This window comes from Rhizobium chutanense (assembly GCF_002531935.1).
GTDB classification, from domain to species: domain Bacteria; phylum Pseudomonadota; class Alphaproteobacteria; order Rhizobiales; family Rhizobiaceae; genus Rhizobium; species Rhizobium chutanense.
The window spans coordinates 94133-116678 of sequence record NZ_NWSV01000011.1 but is presented as its reverse complement, the minus strand read 5'-3'; the positions used below and the strand labels follow the sequence as shown (position 1 = coordinate 116678).

General features: G+C 62.2%; 16 protein-coding genes. 12 read left to right on the top strand and 4 right to left on the bottom strand.

What is annotated here, in order from left to right; all coding sequences use genetic code 11:
* Nucleotides 1-140: 140 nt before the first annotated feature.
* Complete coding sequence (locus tag CO666_RS18310; RefSeq protein ID WP_097613623.1) at nucleotides 141-1427, bottom strand: ABC transporter substrate-binding protein; 1287 nt, start codon at nucleotides 1425-1427, stop codon at nucleotides 141-143.
* A 190-nt stretch (nucleotides 1428-1617) separates the two neighbouring features.
* Here CO666_RS18310 and CO666_RS18305 point away from each other — a divergent pair, with 190 nt between their 5' ends.
* Genes CO666_RS18305 through CO666_RS18280 form a run of 6 tightly spaced genes read left to right on the top strand, consistent with a single transcriptional unit; the run spans nucleotide 1618 to nucleotide 9755 of the window.
* Nucleotides 1618-4140 (top strand): hypothetical protein, encoded by a 2523-nt coding sequence (locus CO666_RS18305; protein ID WP_097613622.1) that lies wholly within the window; start codon nucleotides 1618-1620, stop codon nucleotides 4138-4140.
* Between the two features lie 16 nt (nucleotides 4141-4156).
* The gene (gene bglB, locus CO666_RS18300) at nucleotides 4157-5251 is read left to right on the top strand and encodes a beta-galactosidase BglB (RefSeq protein WP_097613621.1); all 1095 of its coding nucleotides are present in this window, start codon (nucleotides 4157-4159) and stop codon (nucleotides 5249-5251) included.
* The gene (gene pglB, locus CO666_RS18295; protein ID WP_097613620.1) at nucleotides 5248-6612 is read left to right on the top strand and encodes a polygalacturonase PglB; all 1365 of its coding nucleotides are present in this window, start codon (nucleotides 5248-5250) and stop codon (nucleotides 6610-6612) included. The genes bglB and pglB overlap by 4 nt, the downstream gene beginning before the upstream one ends.
* Nucleotides 6600-7706, top strand: coding sequence for an ABC transporter ATP-binding protein (locus CO666_RS18290; RefSeq protein ID WP_097613619.1), 1107 nt, complete (start codon nucleotides 6600-6602; stop codon nucleotides 7704-7706). Before pglB ends, CO666_RS18290 begins: the two co-directional genes overlap by 13 nt.
* Before the next feature lie 2 nt (nucleotides 7707-7708).
* Complete coding sequence (locus CO666_RS18285; RefSeq protein WP_097613618.1) at nucleotides 7709-8695, top strand: carbohydrate ABC transporter permease; 987 nt, start codon at nucleotides 7709-7711, stop codon at nucleotides 8693-8695.
* A gap of 13 nt (nucleotides 8696-8708) precedes the next feature.
* Nucleotides 8709-9755, top strand: a complete 1047-nt coding sequence (locus CO666_RS18280; RefSeq protein WP_179869714.1) for a carbohydrate ABC transporter permease — start codon at nucleotides 8709-8711, stop codon at nucleotides 9753-9755.
* 241 nt (nucleotides 9756-9996) lie between these two features.
* Here the strand turns inward: CO666_RS18280 and CO666_RS18275 are convergent, their stop codons facing one another.
* Nucleotides 9997-11148: an ROK family transcriptional regulator gene (locus CO666_RS18275; RefSeq protein WP_097613616.1), complete on the bottom strand. Its 1152-nt coding sequence runs from the start codon at nucleotides 11146-11148 to the stop codon at nucleotides 9997-9999.
* Nucleotides 11149-11374: 226 nt separating this feature from the next.
* Here CO666_RS18275 and CO666_RS18270 point away from each other — a divergent pair, with 226 nt between their 5' ends.
* A complete protein-coding gene (locus CO666_RS18270) occupies nucleotides 11375-12406 on the top strand; it encodes an AraC family transcriptional regulator (RefSeq protein ID WP_097613615.1) in 1032 nt (343 codons plus the stop codon).
* A 14-nt stretch (nucleotides 12407-12420) separates the two neighbouring features.
* On the opposite strand, the gene CO666_RS18265 is transcribed toward CO666_RS18270, so the two are convergent.
* Together CO666_RS18265 and CO666_RS18260 are read right to left on the bottom strand one after the other, a co-directional pair.
* Nucleotides 12421-13500: a LacI family DNA-binding transcriptional regulator gene (locus CO666_RS18265; RefSeq protein ID WP_179869711.1), complete on the bottom strand. Its 1080-nt coding sequence runs from the start codon at nucleotides 13498-13500 to the stop codon at nucleotides 12421-12423.
* Between the two features lie 75 nt (nucleotides 13501-13575).
* Nucleotides 13576-14208, bottom strand: a complete 633-nt coding sequence (locus CO666_RS18260) for a TetR/AcrR family transcriptional regulator (protein ID WP_097613614.1) — start codon at nucleotides 14206-14208, stop codon at nucleotides 13576-13578.
* 111 nt (nucleotides 14209-14319) lie between these two features.
* On the opposite strand from CO666_RS18260, the gene CO666_RS18255 reads away from it, so the two are divergent.
* The 5 genes from CO666_RS18255 (at nucleotide 14320) to CO666_RS18235 (ending at nucleotide 22527) form a co-directional block, all read left to right on the top strand.
* Nucleotides 14320-15393: an efflux RND transporter periplasmic adaptor subunit gene (locus CO666_RS18255; protein ID WP_097613613.1), complete on the top strand. Its 1074-nt coding sequence runs from the start codon at nucleotides 14320-14322 to the stop codon at nucleotides 15391-15393.
* Nucleotides 15390-16475 carry an efflux RND transporter periplasmic adaptor subunit gene (locus tag CO666_RS18250; RefSeq protein ID WP_097613612.1) on the top strand — a complete coding sequence of 362 codons (1086 nt, stop codon included), beginning with the start codon at nucleotides 15390-15392 and terminating at the stop codon, nucleotides 16473-16475. Before CO666_RS18255 ends, CO666_RS18250 begins: the two co-directional genes overlap by 4 nt.
* Nucleotides 16472-19543 carry an efflux RND transporter permease subunit gene (locus CO666_RS18245; protein ID WP_097613611.1) on the top strand — a complete coding sequence of 1024 codons (3072 nt, stop codon included), beginning with the start codon at nucleotides 16472-16474 and terminating at the stop codon, nucleotides 19541-19543. The genes CO666_RS18250 and CO666_RS18245 overlap by 4 nt, the downstream gene beginning before the upstream one ends.
* Before the next feature lie 177 nt (nucleotides 19544-19720).
* On the top strand, nucleotides 19721-20899 hold the full coding sequence (locus CO666_RS18240; protein ID WP_097613683.1) for an alpha/beta hydrolase: 1179 nt from the start codon (nucleotides 19721-19723) through the stop codon (nucleotides 20897-20899).
* 176 nt (nucleotides 20900-21075) lie between these two features.
* Nucleotides 21076-22527: an NCS1 family nucleobase:cation symporter-1 gene (locus tag CO666_RS18235; RefSeq protein WP_097613610.1), complete on the top strand. Its 1452-nt coding sequence runs from the start codon at nucleotides 21076-21078 to the stop codon at nucleotides 22525-22527.
* The last annotated feature ends 19 nt before the right edge of the window (nucleotides 22528-22546 follow it).

Below are 22546 nucleotides of genomic sequence, written 5' to 3'. Positions count from 1 at the left end.
TGTTCAGGCCATCGACAATTCGAAACCGGTCGAAGTGTTGGAAACGGCGGCATGGCAAGGGCCAAAAAACGATCAGCCACGGCCCGTTGCGAGGTCGTGGCTGATGCAGCGCGCAATCTGTGGGAGACAGGCGCGGCCGGTTACTTGTTGGCGGCGAGGGCCACGTTGACCTTGTCGACGTCAGCGCTCATCGCCTTGAACGTATCGTCGAGGGAAAGCTCGCCGACGATCAGCTGGCTCATTCTCTGGACGATGAGCTGATAGATGGCGGAGGATCCCTTGAGACGTTCCAGGTCGCGTGCTGCCTTCGGTGCGCTGTTGCGGCTTGCGAGGAAGACGGCCATGGCCTCCTTGGCGTTCTTGCTCTCGAGCTTGTACTGCGGGTCCTTGATGTCGGCGCCGGTCAGGATGACGTAGTTTTCGGCGATTTCACGCTGGACCTTTTCAGAGCCGAGGAACTCGATGAACGAAGCGACGGCCTGCGGGTACTTGGTGCGCTTGAAGCCGACGATGGCGGTGCCGCCCGGCATCGCATAGCAACCGGCATCGCCGCAGGGTGCGCTGATCGCCGTCCAGTCGAAGGCGTCGCCGATCTTCTTCTGGAACGGATTGACCATCCAGTTGCCGGCGAGATAGGTCACGACATTGCCGTTGACGAACTCGTCACCCATGTTCTTGTACTGGGTTCCGCCGGCCGCGCCCCACATTTCCTTCGGGAAAGAGCCGTCTTTCGTCCAGTTGTAGAGATCGGTGATGTAGTGCTTGGCCGCATCGTCGGGGAACGAGAACTTGCCGTCCTTGACGTAGTTCGAGCCGTAGGAGAAGGCAGCGCCCGAGAAGCGATGGCCCGAGCGGTCCATGGTGAAGGGGATCTGGGCGCCGGTCGCCTTGGCGACGCGCGCCGAGGCTTCGACAATGTCCTTCAGCGTGGCGGTCGGCTTCGGAAGCGGTTCCTTCGCCTGTTCGAACAGCGTCTTGTTGACGAAGGGCAGGTTGAAGGTCTGCGACGCGACATAGCCGTTGATCGAGTTCGGATCGTTGACGCCGGGGAAGCGAAGCGTGTTCAGGCTGTCGCCATGCAGCTTGGCGAAGCCGTCCGGATCCTTCATCAGCGGGCGCATGTCGAGGTAATAGGGCGCCAGCTGCCAGTCGGTGATCTTGGCAACGTCGGGGCCTTCGCCGATGGCAAGCTGCACCGGCAGCTGCTTGGCGACGGCATCATAGCCCGACGAGACGAAATTCACCTTGATGTCGGGATGCGCCGTCTCGAATTCCTTGCTCAGCGCTTCCATCCGCTCGACGTAAGCCTGGTCGTCGTCGGTGAAGAGAAAGGTGATCGTCTGGGTTTCCGCCATGGCGACGCTCGACCATGCGAAAGAAACGGTGGCCAGCGCCAATGCGAAAGCCCCTGATAGATACGTTTTCATTTTCATCCTCCCATGAAAACATTTTCATCAATCGCGGCCTCAGCCATCGATAAGTGAATTTCATATACTTGACATTCGTTCCGTCAAGCTATTTTCTACGCAAATAGCGATGTTTTTGAGCAATTTTCAAAAATCACGCACCAGAAGACCTAATGAAAATATTTTCATAGGATTGCGGAGGAGGCGATCTGTGAAAGCGGAAAGCATCAAGCAGCCGGGCGAGACGGCGCCGGCATACAGCGTGGCCGAGGGGCAGACGGTGACGGCATGGGCCGTTTCCGGCCTCATTGCCAGCTATTTTCCCGGCGAGCCGGCCCCGGCCGAAGATCGCGTGAACTATCGCTTCATCAATGGTTTCGTCGATGTCGGCGACCTGCCTTGCCGCAAGGCTTTCTGGTCGACCATGGTGGGGCGGGCGCTGGCGCCCGACACGTCCTGGCCAACCGAAAGCCTCTATCTTCCCGGCTCCAACCGCCGCGTCGAGTTTACCAGCTTCTGGCATGTGCCGACCCATGTCAGGCGATGGCTGAAGGGCACGTTCAGGGCGGACGCTCCCCGCCTGCTCACGCTCGCGCTCAAGACTTGCGGCGGCGTTCGCATCTGGGTCAACGGGCAGCAGGCGGTGCGCTTCGAGCCATTCAAGCGCAATGTCGAAAGCGCAACTGAGATAACGCTGCCGCTCGACGCGGGCGACAACGAGATTCTCGTCCATACCGAAGATCTTGCCGAGCGCGACACGACCTGGTTCTTCGAGCTGGAGATGCTGGACAAAGAGCCGCTCTCGGTGCTGCTGCCGGTGGCGCTCGACCAGGACGAGGTGCGCGAGCTGGAGGGCCTTTCGCGCGGCGTACGCCCGGCCCGCGACGTCTTCGTCAGAGAGCCGCTGGAAATCATCTTCGACACGGCGCCCGAGCGCGACCTGCCGGTGGAACTGAAGGTCGTCGGCCATGGCCATGAGCGGCCCGTTTTCGCCCATTCGAAACTGACCCTGCGTGCGCATCAGAGCCGTCTGATCGCCGAGGATGTCTCAGGCATTGCGGATGGCTACCACGGCATCCACATGACGATCGGTTCCGGGACGGGCTCGGTCACCCGCGTCATCGATGCCGCCTTTATGAGCAGCCTTTCGCCAATGCCGGCCGAGGCATCGCTTGCCGCCCGCAAGCGGCAGGCGCTGGAATACAGCGCCCGCTTCGGCGCCAATCGCGCCGGGCGTCTCATCGCGATGATGGAAACCGGCTACGATGATCGGGAAAGCTTCGACCGCATCATCGATGCGACGCTCGCCTCCATCGATCAGCGCGAGGATTGCTCGGATTTCATCATGGTGCCGCTCCTGTGGCTGCTCGGCGCCTATGGCGACCGCATGCCCAAGGCCACGGTCGACCGCATCCGTCATTCCGTTCTCTCCTACCGCTACTGGGTCGACGAGCCGGGCAATGATGCGATGTGGTTCTGGAGCGAGAACCATGTGCTCTGCTTCCATACCAGCCAGCTTCTGGCCGGGCTCCTCCTGCCCGACGACGTGTTCTCGGCCTCGGGGCGCACGGGTCGGCAGCAGGCGGAACTCGCCATCGGGCGCCTCGGGCGCTGGTTCGACAGCGTCGAGGCCCATGGCCTGGCGGAATGGAACTCGGCCGCCTATTACCCGATCGATTTCATCGGCCTGCTGGCGCTGGAGCGCTGGGCCGAAAGCGGGATCGCCGATCGCGCCCGCGGCCAGATCGATCTCATCTTCCGCATGATCGCCCTTCATACGCTCGCCGGCGTTCCGGCCGGCTCGCAGGGCCGCGCCTATGACAAGGAATTGCGCGCCGGTCCGCTGACCGAGCTTGCGCCCTTTGCCCAGGTCGCTTTTGGCACCGGCTGGCTGAACAATGGTGTGGCGGCATTGACCATGTTCTGCGCCGGCGATTATGAGCCGCCGGCCGATCTTGTCGATCTTGCCGCACTTCCGCGAGGACGCAGCGTCGAGGCGCGCTACAGCCAAGGGCTGGAGAGCGGAAAGCTCGTGCTCTACAAGAACGAGGCCGCGCAGCTTTCGACCGTCGTCGACCACAAGACCGGCCGGAAGGGGCATCAGCAGCACGTTCTCGATGTCAGGCTCGCCGGCCATCCGATGGCGAGGCTCTGGATCAACCATCCCGGCGAAGACGACCCGTGGGGCAATCAAAGACCTTCCTATTGGGCCGGCAACGGCATCCTGCCGCGTGTCGCCCAGCATCGCGACGTCGCCCTTCTGATTGAGGATACAGGCGATGCGCGGCATGCCTGGACGCACGCCTATATCGGCCGCGACGGCCTCGACGATCTGATCGTCGAAGACAAGTGGCTGATCGCGCGCTCGGGCAGGGGATTTTCCGCCCTCTGGGCGTCGAACGGCCTGGAACTGATCACCGATGGGCCGACCGCCGGCCGCGAGGCGCGCTCCTACGGGCCGCTCTGCGGCTGGGCGGCTATCGTCGGATGCGGCAATGGCGACGCCTTCAAGGCTTTCCTCGAACGCCTGTGCCAGACGACGGTTTCCTTCGATTCCGCGCTTCGGCGTCTTGCGCTGACGCCGCCGGGCGGGCCTGCGATCTCCCTCTCTTATGCCGACGGTCTTTCGATCGCCGGCAAACCCCGGCCGTTCACGCATGATCAGCCGCACCCGATCCTCACCCACGACAGCGCCGCGTCCCAAGCCGGCACTGACGGGCCGTTCTACTCCTGAAACATAGGTCTCCAGCATGAACACAGCATCTGTCGACAACGCCGCCCTCCTGACGACGATCGATCGCGTGGCGACGGCTTTCAGCCGGCTCAAGGGCATCAAGGAAGGTCTCGTCACGGACAATGCCGCCTCCGGCATCCAGTTCGACGAATGGGACTGGGAAGTCGGCGTCGGCCTTTACGGATTCCTCAGGCGCGCGATTTCCGCCAACGACCAGAAAGCGCTGCAGGAACTCGTTGCCTGGTACGGCGCTCAGATCGAACGCGGCATCCCACCGCGTCAGATCAACAGCACGGCGCCGATGCTGCCGCTGGCGATCCTCGTCCAGCATGTCGACCGCCCCGATTTCCGCGCCCTCGTCGAGGACTGGGCCGACTGGCTCGTCAAGGAATTGCCGAAGACCGAAGATGGCGGCTTCCAGCATGTCGTCAAGGAACGCCTCAACGACGGCGAATTGTGGGACGATACGCTGTTCATGGCCGGTCTCTTCCTCGCCCAGGCGGGCGTGCTCTGCGGGCGCAACGACTGGATCGACGAGGCCGTCTATCAGTTCGTGATCCACACCCGCTATCTCTCGGACCCGGTGAGCGGACTCTGGTATCACGGCTGGACCTTCAACGGCCGGCACAATTTCGCCAAGGCCTTCTGGGCGCGCGGCAATGCCTGGATCACGGTGGCGATCCCCGAACTCTTCGATCTCGTCCCGACGCTCGGCGAGAAGGACCGGCGTTTCCTGTCGAACGTCCTCGTCAGCCAGGTGCGCTCGCTGAAGGCATATCAACGGCCGGACGGTATGTTCACGACACTTCTCGACGATCCGTCCTCGCCGCTCGAAACCTCGGCCACGGCAGGCATCGCCTACGGCATCTTGCGCGCCATCGATGCCGGCATTCTCGACAAGAGCGACAAGATCTATGCCGAGCGCGCGCTTGCGGCGGTGCTGGCTGAGATCGACGAGGAAGGCGTCGTCCACGGCGTTTCTGACGGCACGCCGATGGGTCACGATCTCGATTTTTATCGGCGCATCCCGAACCTGCCGACGCCTTACGGCCAGGCGCTGACCATGCTGCTTCTGACGGAAGTCCTTATCGAAAGCGGCTGCCGCCAATGAGTGCCACCTCCCTCGTCGCGATCGAAGCGCTCGACGGCGACAATACCGACCGTCTGCAAGCTGAGATCGACAGCCTTTCCGCTTCTGGCGGCGGGCGCCTGGAGCTCCTGGCAGGCATCCACACTTGCCAGGGGCTCCGGCTGCGCTCCGGCGTCGATCTGCACCTTGCCGCGGGCGCGATCCTGCGTCCGGTCCCCGACTATGCGGCTTATGCGCATACGACGGTTTCGGTGATCGCCGAGAAGTCGGATCGCGGCATGATTGTCGCCAAAGGCGCGCGGCGGATCGGCCTGACGGGGGAAGGGCGCATCGAAGCCGGTTGCGAGAGTTTCATCACAGGCGACGACGAGACTGTCGGAACCTTCATCCCGGCCGAATTCCGTCCCCGCGTCGTGGTCTTCGAAGGCTGCGACGAGGTCGAGATCAGTTCCGTTACCATCAGCCGCTCGCCGATGTGGACGCTGCACTTCGTCGACTGCACCGACGTCGCGGTCCGCAACGTGACGATCGAAAACGACCGCCGCCTTCCCAATACGGATGGCATCGTGCTCGATGCCTGCCGCGGCGCCGTCATCGAGGATTGCGAGATATCGACGGCCGATGACGGCATCTGCCTGAAGACGAGCATCGGCCCTGAAGGCGTCGCCATCGGCCGGTGCGAGAACATTCTCGTGCGCCGCTGCTCCGTTCAGAGCTTGAGCTGCGCGCTGAAGATCGGCACGGAAACACATGGCGACGTCACCAATGTCCTGTTCGAGGATTGCAGCGTCTCGTCTTCCAACCGGGCGCTCGGCATATTTTCCCGCGACGGCGGCCGTATCTCGAATGTGAGGTTTTCCAGAATTTCGGTAGAGTGCAAGGAAACACCGGATGGTTTCTGGGGCTCGGGGGAGGCGCTGACCGTCAATGTCGTCGACCGTATCGCCGAACGCCCTGCGGGCGCCGTTGAAAATCTCATCGTCGAAGACGTGACCGGCTGTATGGAAGGCGCGATCACCATCATTGCGGCAGCACCTTCTGGCATCCGGAACGTGTCGCTGACCCGTATCGCCATAGATCAGCGGCCCGGGGCGATCGGCACCGGGCGGACCTATGACCTGCGCCCGACGAATGCCGACCTCGCGCCGAAGGCCGATGGCGGCGGGCGAGCCAATGCCTGGACCCGCGGTTCGGACGGCCGGGTGATCGGCCTGCAGGATTATCCCGGCGGAATGCCGGCCGTCTACGTAGCCGGCGTTACCGGGATCTTGATGAACGAGGTGCGGATCACACGGCCGGCACCGCTGCCGCAAGGCTGGAACGAAAACGACGTCGTCCTCGAAACGGCGGCACATGATGGGAGCGGGACATGGCAGAACTGAAACTTTCCACCGTCAACAAGTCATATGGCTCCGTCAAAGTCCTGCATGACGTCGAACTCGACATCAAGGACGGCGAATTCGTCGTCTTCGTCGGCCCGTCGGGATGCGGCAAGTCGACCCTTTTGCGCGTCATCGCCGGCCTCGAAGAGGTGACGTCGGGCGGAATTGCGATCGGAGCCCGGGACGTCAGCGCCCTGTCGCCGGCCGAGCGCAAGATCGCCATGGTGTTCCAGTCCTACGCGCTTTATCCGCATATGAGCGTTCGCAAGAACCTCGCTTTCGGCCTGGAGAATCTGAAGTTCAAGCGCGCCGAGATCGAGGCGCGGATTGCCGAGGCCGCCAGGATGCTGGCGATCGAACCTTATCTCGACCGGCGCCCGAAGCAGCTTTCCGGCGGCCAGCGCCAGCGTGTGGCGATCGGCCGGGCCATCGTGCGCGAACCGGATATTTTCCTCTTCGACGAGCCGCTGTCCAATCTCGACGCCGCCTTGCGCGTCCAGACCCGGGCCGAGATCACCAAGCTCCACCGCGAAATCAAGACGACGATGATCTATGTCACCCACGACCAGGTCGAGGCGATGACCATGGCCGACAAGATCGTCGTGCTGCGTGCCGGGCGGGTCGAGCAGGTCGGCGCGCCGCTCGAACTCTTCGACCACCCGCGCAATCTCTTCGTCGCCGGCTTCCTTGGCTCGCCGCGCATGAACATCATCAAGGGCAAGGTTGCGGCCATCACGGAAAGCGGCATCGCCATCGATGTCGCCAACGGCGGCAGGATCGTCAGCGATGTCGATCCCGCCGGCATTGCCATCGGGCAGGAGGTTCTCGCCGGCATAAGGCCTGCTCATTTCTCGCGGTCCAGCGGACAGGGACTGCCCTTCGTCGTGCAGTATCACGAAGGCCTGGGAACCGAGACCTATGTCTACGGCAATCTCGAAGGACAGGACGAGCAGATCATCATCCACGAGGCCGGCCATTTCGCGCCTCACCAGGGCGACCGGCTCGTGATCGATGCCGATCCGGCACGTATTCATCTGTTCGATCCCAAGACCGAACTTGCTTTTGCCCGTCGGCCCGGACAGGGGAGGCGCTGACCATGGCGGCTGGTGCATTGCTCTCCCAGGCGGGTGAAATGGCGATGAGGGTGGTCGAGGCTCCGATGAATGCGGTCGAGCGCGTCTTCGGCCGCAAGCGCATGCCCTGGCTGTTTCTGGCGCCGAACCTTGTTCTGTTTGCCATCTTCACCTTCCTTCCGATCGCGATCGCGGTTGGTTACGCCTTCACCGGCGGCACCAATCTTTTCGTCTCGGAGCGGCCCTTCGTCGGCTTCGACAATTTTCGCGCCCTGCTTTCCTGCGGCAATTATCTGCAGCCGGGAACCTGCCAGGAATCGCTGTTCTGGACGGCGGTGTGGAACACGCTCTGGTTCGTGGCATTGAATGTCACCGCCACATTGCTGGTGGCTTTGATCACGGCGCTGATCCTCAATCGGGCGATCTTTGCGCGCGGCTTCTTCCGGGCGATGTTCTTCTATCCCGTCCTGCTGTCGCCCGTCGTCATCGGCCTGATCTGGAAATGGTTCCTCGATCGCAACGGGTTGCTGAACGCCTTCTTCCAGATGATCGGCGTGCCGCCTGAAATCTTCCTGCTCGATGTCGGCTGGTCGCGCTTCTTCGTCGTGGTGGTGTCGGTCTGGTTCCATATGGGCTTTTACACCCTCATCCTGCTCGCCGGCCTGCAGGCGATCCCGAAGGAACTCTATGAGGCCGCCTCCATCGATGCCGCTTCGCCGCGCCGCACCCTGTTCAGGATTACGCTGCCGCTGCTGGCACCGAACCTGCTCGTCGTCTTCATCCTGCTGATGATCAAGTCCGTGCAGATCTTCGACGAGGCGTGGGTTCTGACCAACGGCGGCGGTCCGGGCACAGCCAACAGTTTCATCGTCCAATATATCTACCAGATGGCCTTCAGCAGCGATCTGCGCCTCTTCGGTCTTGCCTCTGCCGCATCGGTTCTCATGGGATTGGTGCTTCTGGTTCTCACCCTCATCCAACTGCGCTTGGGCAAGCGAATGGAGTCCTGAGATGAACAGCTCTATGAACCCGATCCGCTTCATGATGCGCACGCGCCGGGCCGGACGCGTCGACATCACCGATATTTTGTCATGGGTCTGGCTGATCGGCGGAACGCTGGCGGTGCTTGTTCCGGTCGTCTGGGCCGGCCTCTCCTCGCTGAAGCCGGCGGCCGAAATCACCCGTTTTCCGCCGAGCCTGCTGCCGCGCGCCGCCGTGGAGCAGACCGTGCCCGGCTTCGACAAACCGCTCAGCCTCTGGCAGGTCACCATCGACGGTCAGCAGCGCGAAATGGCCATGATCAGACGCATCGGCCTCAAGGCCCAGATGGTCGATCCGGCAAATCCGGGGCAGCCGGTCAGCGTCGACGTGAAGGGGATCACGCCGGTGCAGCACCTGACTGTCGCCACCGAGAATTACACCGATCCGCTGACGCGCTTCAACTTCCTGACCTTCCTGAAAAATTCGGTGTTCGTCACCGTGGTTGCGACGCTTCTGACGCTTATCGTCAACGCCATGGCGGCCTTTGCGCTGTCGAAATACAAGTTTCGCGGCGACACGACGGTTTTCGTTATCATCATCTCGACCCTGATGATCCCGCTCGCCGTCGTCATGGTGCCGGCCTATCTCGTCATTGTCGGGGTCGGGCTTGCCGACAATCTCTGGGGCGTCATCCTGCCGACGATCGCCTCTCCGACCGCCGTCTTCCTGTTGCGGCAATATATGCTGACGATCCCCGATGAGCTGATCGAGGCGGCGCGCGTCGATGCGGCGAGCGAATTCTGCATCTTCTGGCGCATCATCCTGCCGCTGACGGCGCCGGCGCTCGCGGTTCTGGCGATCTTTTCGGTGCTTTGGCGCTGGAACGACTTTCTCTGGCCGTTGATCGTTCTCAACAGCCGCGAGAATTTCACGCTGCAGGTCGGCCTCAACGCCTTCCAGGGCGAGTTCTCGGTGCAGTGGCACTATATCCTGGCGATGACCTTCCTCAGCCTGCTGCCCGTCACCGTCGTCTTCCTGTTCCTGCAGAAGTACATCACGACAGGCATTGCCGGGACCGGCATGAAATAGAGTGGCCGGCGTATAATCCCCGAAAACGGGGTCGAGCCGTGGAGCCGGATCTTCTCCCCGCCGTGACACCGCATTCGTATCTCCGAGCGCGGCTGAAGCGCGCCGCATCGAAGCTGATCGGTGCGGCGCGCTTCCGGCTCTGCCTTACCGCTTCGGACAGGAGCGGTTCAGGTCCGATCGCCTGCTCGGCATTCATTCATGGAGCGGCACATAGGTTTTCGTGACGGCGAATTCATTGGGGTCACAAAACGGTTTCGAAGAGCGGGATCAAGGCCGCGCCGATGGCGCCGGGGGCATCGACGACCTCAGCCACCGCAAGGCTGGGGACATCCCGCAGGACGCCGTGCCGAGGCAGATTGTTGAATTCGGTCCGGTCTATCAGCATTCGTGCCAGCGAATGCGGAAACCCGCCGCCGAGCACGATCAAGGCCGGGTCGAAGACGGCGCAGATCGCATTGATGGCTCGATTGTGTGCCGGCGCGACGCGGTCGACCCATTCCGCGACGCCGTCCCATTGCACCAAAGCCTCGTCTTTCAAGTCCGCCAGCGTCAGGTCGGCGCGACCCTTGGCATGAAGATGTTGAAGCAGGAGGCTGAGCGCGGGGCGATCGTCGTATTCCTGACGATTGAAAAGAACGGAATATTCGCCGGCATTGCCGAAGCTGCCCCGAAACGGCATTCCGCCGGAAACGAGGCCGCCGCCATAACCGTGAAGATGGGCGATATAGGCGAAATCCGCGACATCGCGGCCGACGCCGAAAATCGCTTCGGCCAAGGCGGCGGTCCTGGCCACATTGTCTACCCAGACCGGCAGGCCGAGCTGCTCTCCTAGCACGGGCGCCAGGTCGATCAACGACCAATGAGCAAGCGGCAGCGGGCAGTTGAAGGCCGTGTCCAGCATGCGATGGCCGGCGACGGCCAGACCCACGCCGAGAATATCGCGCCGCTTGGCATCCCGGCGTGCAAGAAGCTCTTCGGCCGCCGCTTCGATACGCGCCATCTCCGTGGCGAGCGACGATCCGGTCTGCGGAATTTCCATGTTTTCCAACGGTTCTCCGAAGCCCATGAGGCAAAGGCCGATCGAGCCGACATTCACGGAGATGCCGAGCGTCAAACACCAATCCCTGCAGAGGCTAAGCTCGGGACTGGGCGGTCCGGGGCGCCGGGTTTCCGATGGGGAAAAGACGATCATTCCCCGATCGTGAAGCCGCCCGACGATCCTGTGCAGCGATTGCTGGGTGAGATCGAGAGGCTCGGTCAGGTCGGAGCGCTCGATCCCCGGCGACTTCCAAATCAGCCGCAAAAGGTCCCGCTCATTGCGGGAGGCAACGCGCGCAGGTTGCGTATCCCGCAAGAATTGCGCCGCAACATGATTGAGAGGGACGTACTTCATTTTCGGATCGATTTGATTTACACTGCAGGTGTGAAACCTGCCGAGGGAAATGCTTTGCTTCTGTCAAACCGAGGGTCTGTCCCCAATTTGTAAGTCCTGCTTACCGCATCGAAGTCGGCCAAGCCAGCCAAGGTGACGGTATTTCCTGGAGACGAAGGGACTATATCCGAGAAGATGGAGAGCGCGGTGGATCGGCGGGCGTGAAAAAGGAGAAGAACCGAGCTGCATGGTATGGTTGAGATCTCAGAAACCGGCTTATCCGCGCGAACGGGACTACGGCTTCACGCCGACTCATGAGGGCGATGACTTCGAGTCGATGGTGCAAGCCTTTACGACTGGCTATGGGGTCTTTGGCGCGAAGCCGCTGCACGATGAGCGAAACTTCGCCTGGGCCACCGATTTGAGAGCAAGCGGCTCGTTGACGGCGGTTCATTCGGTTTTTCACAGCTCCTTCGAAGTTCGAACGCTCGATGAAACCCCGCAACACCTCGCCTTCTATATTCCGCACTCGGGATCTATTCGCCTGACGATCGGCAACCGGATGGTCGAAGGCGGGGCGGGCCGCATTCTCATGGCCAACAACCACCAAGCCGGCGATCGCACGGTTCAAGGCGATCAGCCCTGTCTGGATGCGCTGTTGCTGGATTGGAAAGTCGTCAGGCGAACGCTCTTTTCTCTCCTGGAAACACCGACCCTCGATTCGATCGATTTGGAACCCGTCGTGGATCTCGCGACACCGTCCGGCCGGCTTATCGGCAACCTCGCGCAAACCATCGTGCAGGGCATGCGCAATGGTGGGCCGCTTCTATCCTCGCCGCTGGCCGTATCGACGATGAGCGAAACGCTCGCCGACCTGGTGATTCGATTTGGCCATCATCGTCTTTCCGCCCATTTCGAAAAAAAGAAAGTATCGGCTGTCGCACCGTGGCATGTCCGGCGCGCCATCGACTATATGCACGCCAACATTGCCGAGCCTTTCACCATGTCGATGGTGGCGGATCAAGTCGGGATTTCACTGCGCGCGCTGCAAACGGGCTTCAAGGCCTTTCGGGGAACGTCGCCGGGCGCCTATCTGCGCACGATTAGGCTGAAAGCCGTTCACGACCAATTGCGGGATCCCTTCAACCAGCAAACCCTTCGCGACATCTGCACAACGTGGGGCTTCTTTCATCCCGGCAGGTTTTCTGCGATCTATCGCAGTGCTTTCGGAGAAAGCCCGCGCGACACGCGCCTGCGGGCGGAGAGTTCGCCGCGCTGAGCGCGGCGGATCTTTCAGAGGCGGGGTGGCGCGATGCTGCCGCGCAAGACGAGGTGGCACCCGAGTTCCAGGCGATGGGCGGGCCGCTGCGGGTCGTTGGCGATCAGCCTCTGTTCGATGAGCGCCAAGGCAGCGGCACCGAGCTTGTCGGTGGGAACGCTGACCGTTGAAAGCGGCGGACGGCTGAATTCGCCGGGGACGATATCGTCGAAACCGAGGACGGAGATCGCTTCGGGCACGCGGATGTCGCGATCGGCCAAGGCCTTCAGGCAGCCGAGCGCCAGATTGTCGGCGGCGCAGAAGACAGCGGTCGCGCCTTTCATCGTGGGATCGCGGTCGAGCAGCGCGTTTATGGCCGCCTCGCCGTGTCTCGGCTCGTATCCCTCGGCCTCCAGAATCATATCGGTTGGCATTGGAAGCTGGGCGGCGAAATAAGCATCGGAAAAGCCGTCATACCGGCGCTGGATCGTCGTACGGCCCTTCCAGGTCAGATGCAGGATGCGGCGATGCCCGAGCGCCAGCAGGTGCTCGATGCCGAGCCGTGCGCCGAAGCGGTTTTCGGGTGTCACCGTATCGACCAGCATGGCCGGATCCTCGCCATTGACGATGACAACAGGCATGTCGGGGGAGGCGAGGCTGCGGATGAGTTCTGGTTGGTCGTCGTTCAGGACGACGATACCGTCGGCACGCTCGGCGAGCGCGATCTGCCTGACCTGGGTGCCGTCGATGCGCCGGCCGGTGCTGACGAAGGGCACGATTCGGATGCCGCGGCGCTCGCACTCCCTCCTGAGACCGTTGAGGATCGTCCAACTCACCAGGTTGAGGTCGCTTTCCGGCGCGGCATCGTCGGGAATGGCAAGAAGCAGGACACGCAAGGCGGCGATCGTCGCCTTTTTCCGCCGGCGGTCGAGGTAACCGAGGCGTTTGGCCGAATCCAGAACCCTCTCGCGCACCTCGATCGTCAGCGGCGCGGTTCCGTTGAGAGCGTGCGAGGCCGTGCTCAGCGACACGTCGGCATCGCGCGCGACATCCTTGAGATTGACTTTGCGTTCCACTTTTTCCGTCACGAATTGAGGCCATGCCTTCGAAGGCATCGCTAACTCGATGTTTTCACATAAAAACTTGAGAAAAGCTATGCGTTTCGCGTGGTATTTGTCGTCATTCCGTGATCAATGAGGCTTGGCAAGCAGGCCGTGCAGCAGCAGGTCGAAATAGGTCCGCAGGAATGCGTCCTTGTTGGGAATGGGCACGCGGCGATCGTCGAATATCAGCCTGAGAACCGTCGTGGTCAGGATAGGCGCCACCACGATGTCGGAGAATTCCACCGGAACCTCGCGAAACTCCTTGGACGCAACCCCTTCCAGAATGAGAGCGTCAACCTTGGCGATGATCGGCTCGATGAACTGATCGTGGTGACGGTCGATCAGGTCCGGGAAGCGATGTCCTTCCGCAATGACGAGCCGCGTCAGCTCGCGGGTCGTGCGATCCTCGGCGACCTGTTCGTAGAGCAGCCCGAGAATGGAGGTTAGCCTGTCAGTGACGCTGCCGCTGAGGCTCTCGGTGATCCCCAGCAGTTCCTGAAACGGCACGGAGAAGTGGTTGATCATCGCTTCGAAAAGCTTTTCCTTCGTTTCGAAATAGACGTAGACCGTGCCCTTGGTGACACCCACCCTATCGGCGATGTCTTCGACGCGCGTGCCCGCGAAACCGGATCTGACGAATTCCTCGAAGGCGGCATCGAGAATCTGGATGGGCCGCAGCGCTTTCTGTTCCGCGCGGGTGAGCTTCTTCTGAGCTGCCATTTTTCTCGCCTCCGGTGTCGTGCACGCCCTCGTTCCCTGCGGCACAAAGTTTCATTGACTAATGCGTCAGTCAATTATATAGCAGCTGCCGTTGAGAGCAAGAGGTCAACTATGAGAACCATTCTGGTCGCCACAGCGATCGTATGCGCCATCGGTCTCGCATCATGCAGCGATGCGGGCGGGCCGACCGAGCCCACGCCGCGGCAGGTCGCCACCGTCGTCGCCAAGCCCGAGCCGCTGGCCCAGGGTGGCGCGATCACGGGGGAGATTCGCGCCCGTGTCCAGACCGATCTGTCCTTCCGCGTCAGCGGCAAGATCATCGAGCGGCTGGCCGAGGTCGGGCAGTCCGTGAAGGCGGGGCAACTTCTGGCGCGCATCGACCCGGAAGAGCAGAAGGCCGACCTGGATGTGGCCGCGGCCAATCTTCAGTCGGCGGAGGCGCAGCAGACCCAGGCGCAGCTCGCATTCGACCGCCAGCAGAGCCTGTTTAAAACGCAGGTGACGACGCGCGCCGCGCTCGATCAGGCGCAGGAGGCTCTCCTGACTGCACAGGCCTCGACGAAATCGGCGCAGGCGCTTCTGGAAACTGCGCAGGATACCTTGTCCTATACCGAGCTGAAGGCGGATGCCGACGGGGTAATCACCGCCCGCAATGCCGAGGTCGGGCAGGTGGCGCAGGCGGCCCAGGTCGTCTTCACCCTTGCTCATGACGGTGACCGGGATGCGGTCTTCGAAGTGGTCGAGAGCGCGTTCTTGCGCCCGATCGACGGCGATGGGACCGTTAATCTTCTGTCGGACCCGACGCAGAAGATCGTGGCGAAGGTTCGCGAAATTTCGCCGACGATCGATTCTGCGACGGGAACCATCCGGGTTAAGGTTGCGGTATCGAGCGACGCTCCCATTCCGCTCGGTGCTCCCGTCGTCGGCAGGTTCCGTTACGTTTCGCAGGACGTCATCCAGCTTCCTTGGTCGGCGATGACCTCCAGGGACGGCAAACCCGCCGTCTGGATCGTCGATCCCGCATCGTCCGCCGTATCGGTCAGGGCGATCGACGTCGCCGATTATGAGACCGGCAGCTTCATCGTGAAGTCGGGCGTGTCGGAGGGAGAGGTCGTGGTGACCGACGGAACCAAGTTCCTCAGGCCCGGTGAAATCGTGTCTTATGTCAAGGAAGCTTCCAAGTGAGTATTCGTCCCAAGATAATCGCACTGATGATGGGTACGGCCCTGATCTCGTCCTGCACCAAGCAGGAGGAAAGCAAGGAGGAAGCGCCTCGTCCGGTGCTGTCGACGACAGTCAAGCAGACGCCGGCTACGAGTCTCGGCCTCACCGGCACGATCGAACCGACGATCGAGACCGAGCTCGGTTTCCGGATTCTCGGGCGGATGATCGCCCGTAACGTTAACGTCGGAGATATCGTCAAGCGGGGTGATGTCGTTGCCGCCATCGATCCGCTGGCGCTGGAGCTTGCCGTGCGCAGCGCCCAGTCCGACGTGGAAAACAGCGATGCGCAGCTCAGGAACGCGGTGACCACGGAAGAGCGCCAGCGCGCGCTTCTGGAGTCGCGCTCCGGCACCGAAGCCTCGCTTGAGGAGGCCGAGCAGGCGAGGCGCACGGCTGCGGCCGCCGTCGCCAAGGCGCAGGCCAATCTCGACAAGGCCAAGGAGCAGCTCGGCTATGCGCAGCTTCAGGCGGAATTCGACGGCGTGGTGACGGCGACTTCGGCCGAGGTCGGGCAGGTCGTATCGGCCGGCCAGACGGTCGTAACCATTGCACGGCCGGACAAGCGCGACGCCGTGGTCGACGTGCCCCAGGCCGCCGCCCAGAAGCTGAAGATCGGCGCACCCTTCGAAGTGACACTGCAGCTCGAGCCTTCGATCCGCACCACGGGAGTCGTGCGTGAAATCGCCCCGGAGGCGGAGACCGCCACCCGCACGAGCCGGACCAAGATCGCGCTCACCGACCCGCCGACCGCTTTCAGGATCGGCGCCGTCATATCGGCTTCCGCGACCATCGCCGCCGATCCCGAGATCGTGCTGCCTTCCTCCGCCATTCTCGCCGGCGCCGATGGCCCGACTGTGTGGATCGTCGACGTGCCGGCCAAGAAGGTGACGCTGCGCCGCGTGAAAATCGACGGCGACGTCGTCGACGGCGGCACCGTCCGCATCACCGAAGGGCTCTCACCCGGAGAAAGGGTGGTTGTAGCCGGCGTGCATAAACTTGAAGATGGCCAGGCCATCAGGATCGACCAGGAGATCAGCCAGTGAAGTCCTTCAATCTTTCCGACTGGGCGCTCGAGCACCGTTCGCTCGTCTGGTACTTCATGATCGTCTTCATTCTCGCCGGCACCTTCTCCTATCTGAACCTCGGCCGCGAGGAAGACCCGAACTTCACCATCAAGACGATGGTGATCACCGCCCAGTGGCCCGGCGCTTCCGCCGAGGAGGTGACGCGGCAGGTGACCGACAGGATCGAGAAAAAGCTCCAGGAGCTGGAATCGCTCGACTACACCAAGAGCCAGACCGTCGCTGGCCAGACGACCGTTTTCGTAGAACTACTGCCGACGACCAAGGCTAAGGATGTCGCGCCGACCTGGCTGCGCATCCGCAACATGATCGCCGACATCAAGGGCGATTTCCCGAGCGGGGTGGTCGGTCCCTTCTTCAATGACCGCTTCGGCGACGTGTTCGGCAACATCTACGCCTTCACCAGCGACGGCCTGAGCCAGCGCCAGCTTCGCGACCTCGTGGAAAACGCCCGCTCCGAGGTTCTGACGGTGCCCAATGTCGGCAAGGTCGACGTGATCGGCGCCCAGGACGAGGCGATCTATCTCGAATTCTCCACGCGCCAGATCGCGGCACTCGGCATCGACCAGCAGTCGGTCATCCAGACGCTGCAGGCCCAGAATGCCGTCACGCAATCCGGCTTTGTCGATGCCGGGCCGGAGCGCATCGCCTTGCGGGTGAGTGGGCAGTTCACTTCCGAGGAAAGCCTGCGGTCGATCAACCTTCGCATCAATGACCGCTTCTTCCCGCTGACCGATGTCGCCACGATCACGCGCGGCTATGTGGATCCGCCGTCGTCGCTGTTCCGCTTCAAAGGCGAACCGGCGATCGGGCTTGCCATCGGCATGAAGCAGGGCGCCAATCTGCTGGAGTTCGGCGAGGCGCTCGACGCTCAGATGAAACACGTCGTCGCCGATCTGCCGATCGGCGTGGATGTCCACCGCGTTTCCGATCAGCCAGCGGTCGTCGATGAGGCTGTTTCGGGCTTTACCCGCGCGCTCTTCGAAGCGATCGTGATCGTGCTCGTCATCAGCTTCATCAGCCTCGGCCTTCGCGCCGGCATGGTGGTGGCGATCTCCATTCCGCTCGTGCTCGCCATCACCTTCGTGGTGATGGAATATTCCGGCATTTCGCTTCAGCGCATCTCGCTCGGCGCGCTCATCATCGCGCTCGGCCTGCTCGTCGACGACGCCATGATCGCCGTGGAGATGATGGTGGCTCGCCTGGAGGCGGGCGACGATCTGAGGAAGGCCGCCACTTACGTCTACACCTCGACCGCCTTCCCGATGTTGACGGGAACGCTGGTGACCGTCGCGGGCTTCATCCCGGTCGGCCTCAACAGCAGTGCGGCCGGCGAATTCACCTTCACGCTTTTCGTCGTCATCGCGGTTTCGCTTGTGGTCTCCTGGATCGTCGCCGTGCTGTTCACGCCGCTTCTCGGGGTCACGATCCTGCCGAAGACGATGAAGTCGCATCATGAGAAGAAGGGCCGCTTCGCCGCCGTTTTCTCCTGGCTGTTGAAGCTCGCGATGCGCTGGCGCTGGATCACCATCGTGCTGACGGTCGGCGTCTTCGCTCTCTCGGTCGGCGGCATGGGGCTGGTGCAGCAGCAGTTCTTCCCGAACTCGGACAGAACCGAGCTCGTCATCGACTGGAACCTGCCTCATAACAGTTCGATTGCCGAGACCAACAGGCAGATGGCCAAGTTCGAAAAGGAGATGCTGGCCGATAACAAGGATATCGACCATTGGACGACCTATGTCGGTCAAGGCGCGCCGCGCTTCATCCTGTCCTTCGACGTGCAGACGCCTGACGTCACCTTCGGGCAGACCATCATTGTCACCAAAGGCCTCGACGTGCGCGACAAAGTGCGGGCGGAGCTGCAGGATTATCTGACGAAAACCTTCCCGGGCACCGACGCCTTCGTGAAGCTTCTCGACATCGGCCCGCCGGTGGGCAAGCCGGTCCAGTACCGGATCAGCGGCCCCGATATTCAGACGGTCCGAGATATCTCCCAGCAATTCGCCGGCGTCGTCGGCACCCATCCGCTGCTGTCGAACATGGTGCTGGACTGGAACGAGCCCTCGCGCGTGGTGAAGGTCGATGTTCTGCAGGACAAGGCGCGCCAGCTCGGGGTCTCTTCCGAGGATATCGCGACGGCTCTCAACGGCATCGTCGAGGGTTCGACAGCGACGCAGATCCGCGACGATATCTACCTGGTCAACGTCATCGGGCGAGCCAGCAAATCCGAGCGCGATTCCGTCCAGACGCTAGAGAATCTGCAGCTCTCCACTTCAAACGGCAAGGTCGTGCCTCTCTCGGCGGTCGCGAATTTCCGCTACGAACTCGAGCAGCCGACGATCTGGCGTCGTGACCGGCAGCCCACCATCACGCTCAAGGCGGCCGTCATCGGCTCGACGCAGCCCGCGACGATCGTCGAACAGCTGAAGCCAAAGGTGGAAGAGTTCCAGAAGACGCTTCCCGTGGGATACAAGGTGGAAATCGGCGGTGCAGTTGAGTCCAGCGCCGAAGCGCAGGGGCCGATCGCCGCCGTGGCTCCGCTGATGCTGTTCACCATGGCGACGATCCTGATGATCCAGCTGCAGAGCTTCAGCCGCCTGTTCCTGGTCTTCGCGGTCGCGCCGACGGCTCTGATCGGCGTGGTCGCGGCACTCCTGCTGAGCAATGCGCCGATGGGCTTCGTCGCGATCCTCGGCATTCTGGCGCTGATCGGCATCCTGATCCGCAACTCCGTCATCCTGGTCGTGCAGATCGAGCATCTGCGTGCCGAAGGGATGGCGCCATGGCAGGCGGTCATCGAGGCGACCGAACACCGCATGCGGCCGATCATGCTGACGGCGGCCGCCGCCACCCTCGCGCTGATCCCGATCTCGCGCGAGATCTTCTGGGGACCGATGGCCTACGCCATGATGGGCGGCATCGTTGTGGGAACCGCGCTCACCCTGCTGTTCCTGCCGGCGCTCTACGTCGCATGGTTCAGAATCCCGCGGGATGAGAAAGCCAGGGCCGAAGTCGCGGCAGAAGCATGAGGGCAGGCTTTGACGGCCATCGCCTACGGCCGCCGCGGCGGCCGCTGCAACACGGGCCGCCAGGAAATAGGTGGGATGGCGAAGGCGATGCCATCCCACACCGGAGCGGGGTCATATGCCGGATAACGAGATCGGCGGATGCGCCCGAAAGCCTTTGGTTTCCAATGGAATGGATCGATGACGAAAGAGTATCCCCGGGCGTCGCTGACGGCAACTTCCCAACGGCTGTCGAAGACAGGTCCGACCATCGCCGTCGCGGTCGGCCTGGCGATGCTGGCAGGCTGCGCGACGAGGCCATCGCCTGAAGTCCTGAAGCCTGTTCATCTGAGCGGGCCGGTTCGTTCCGAAACGGCTCCGGATCGGGTGAGCGTGCTGGCTGCGACAAACCGAACCCCCGACAGTGTAAGTGGCGGCTTCGGCAGTGCATGGGCCGAGAAGCTTACCTATGAGGAATACGCCTTTTCGGTCCCGCCTGGCCGGAAGGACACCGCCATCACTTATCCGACGGCAAAGCCGGATCCGGAGCGGCAATTTGCCGTCGTCGAGCGCAAGCGGCTGCCGCAGGATGCTTTCGTGCAGCAGGCGCTCGCTTCCGTGCAGGCTGACGGCACCATCGGCATATTCGTGCATGGCTACAACTACAGTTACCAGGAGGCGCTCTATCGCACCGCCCAGATCGCCGCGGATGCCAAAATACCGGGAGCGCCGATCCTGTTTTCCTGGCCTTCAGCAGCGTCCGTGGCGGGATATGTCGCCGACCGCGATGCCGCACTTTCCTCTCGCAGCGAACTCAATTCCCTCGTCACATCGCTCTCGGCATCGGGCAAGGTGAAGCGCATCATCCTGTTCGGGCACAGCATGGGCGGGTTCCTGGTGATGGAGACGGTGCGCCAGCTCAAGCTGCAGCACCGCGACGACGTCGTCGGCAAGCTGGCCGTGGTGCTTGCCGCGCCCGATATCGACATCGATGTCTTCCGTTCCCAGCTTGCGGATATCGGCCAGATGCCGATCCCGATCTCCCTTCTCGTTTCCAAGGACGACCGTGCGCTCGGGGCTTCGAGCTTCATCGCCGGGGAGCGGGCGCGCGTCGGCCGCCTCGATATCGACGATCCCGTCATCCGGGAGGCAGCGTTGAAGGAACGGCTTCGGGTCATCGACATCACGTCGATCCAGACTTCCGATGGATTAGGGCACGACCGTTATGCGTCGCTCGCGAAATTCAGCGCGCAGTTTGCCAGCTTCGAAAATGGCAAGCGTTCCAGCGCAGGAGAAGTCGGCGCCTTCGTCTTCGATGCCGCCGGCGCCGCCATCGCAAGCCCGTTCCGTCTGGCCGGGCGCGTCGTCGCTGGGCAATGAAGCGCGAGGAGCGCGGTCGGCCGGCAAAAGTTCGTTCCAAGGTTGCCGCCGGTGCTCATGAATAAGGCATCCACGAAGATTGCGTACAATATGACTATTAAATTGTCAGATGCATAAATGAAGAGCAGACTTCCCTCCGTGGCCGAGTCGGCCTCAGGGGATATGGGAGGGCATTCATGAGCATTCGAAATCCGTCTCCCTCGTTGTATAACGAGGATCTTGCACCCGCCGAGGAGCGCAAATGGGGTGCATTCAGCATCTTCAACGTCTGGACATCGGACGTTCATAGCCTGTGGGGATATTATCTGGCGGCGAGCCTGTTCCTGCTCTGCGGCAGCTTCGTGAATTTCGTCATCGCCATCGGCATCGGCTCCCTCGTCATCTTCTTCCTGATGAGCCTGGTCGGCAATGCCGGCGTGCGCACCGGCGTACCCTTTCCGGTTCTGGCGCGCGCCTCCTTCGGCACGTTCGGCGCCAACGTTCCGGCTCTGGTCCGGGCGGTGGTCGCCTGCTTCTGGTACGGTGCGCAGACCGCCGCCGCATCCGGCGCCATCGTCGCCTTGCTGATCAGGAACGAGAGCCTGCTTGCCTTTCATCAGAACAGCCACATGCTCGGCCATTCGACCCTCGAACTCATCTGCTACGTCATCGTCTGGGCGCTGCAGTTGCTGATCATTCAGCGGGGGATGGAAACGGTTCGCCGCTTCCAGGATTGGGCGGGTCCCGCCGTCTGGATCATGATGCTGATCCTGGCCACCTATCTGGTCGTGAAATCAGGCACCTTCTCTTTCGGCTCCGAGATCCCGCGCGACGTGCTGATCGAGAAGACCAAGGATGCCGGCGTGCCGGGCGAGCCCGGCTCGATTGCAGCACTTGCCGCAGTGGCCGCTACCTGGATCACCTATTTCGCAGCGCTCTATCTGAATTTCTGCGATTTCTCGCGTTACGCGACGAGCGAAAGGGCGCTACGGAAGGGCAATCTTTGGGGTCTGCCGATCAACCTGCTCGCCTTCTGCCTTGTCGCCGGCGTCACGACCACGGCTGCCTTCACCGTATACGGTGAGGTGCTGCTGCATCCGGAAATGATATCGGCGAAATTCGAAAGCTGGTTCCTGGCGCTGCTTGCGGCACTGACATTCGCGATTGCAACGCTCGGCATCAACGTCGTGGCGAATTTCGTTTCGCCGGCCTTCGACTTCGCCAATGTCTTCCCGCGCCAGATCAATTTCAAACGTGGCGGATACATCGCCGCCTTGATCGCTCTGGTGCTTTATCCGTTTGCCCCCTGGGAGACGGGTGCGGCGCATTTCGTCAACTTCATCGGCTCGACGATGGGGCCGATCTTCGGCATCATGATGGTGGACTACTACCTCATCCGGAAGAGCCAGCTGAACGTCGAGGCGCTCTATCACGAGAATGGCGAGTTCCGCTTCCAGAACGGATGGCACGGCAATGCCTTCATCGCATTTGTGGTCGGTGCGCTCTTCTCTTCGATCCTGCCGACCTTCACCAGCATCCTGCCGGATTGGTGGGGGACCTATGGTTGGTTCTTCGGCGTCGGGATTGGTGGAGCGATCTATTTCGTGCTGAGAGTGGGCGCGCGGCGCAATCCGGCCTTCGCGTCGTGACCGAATGAATGAAAGGCGC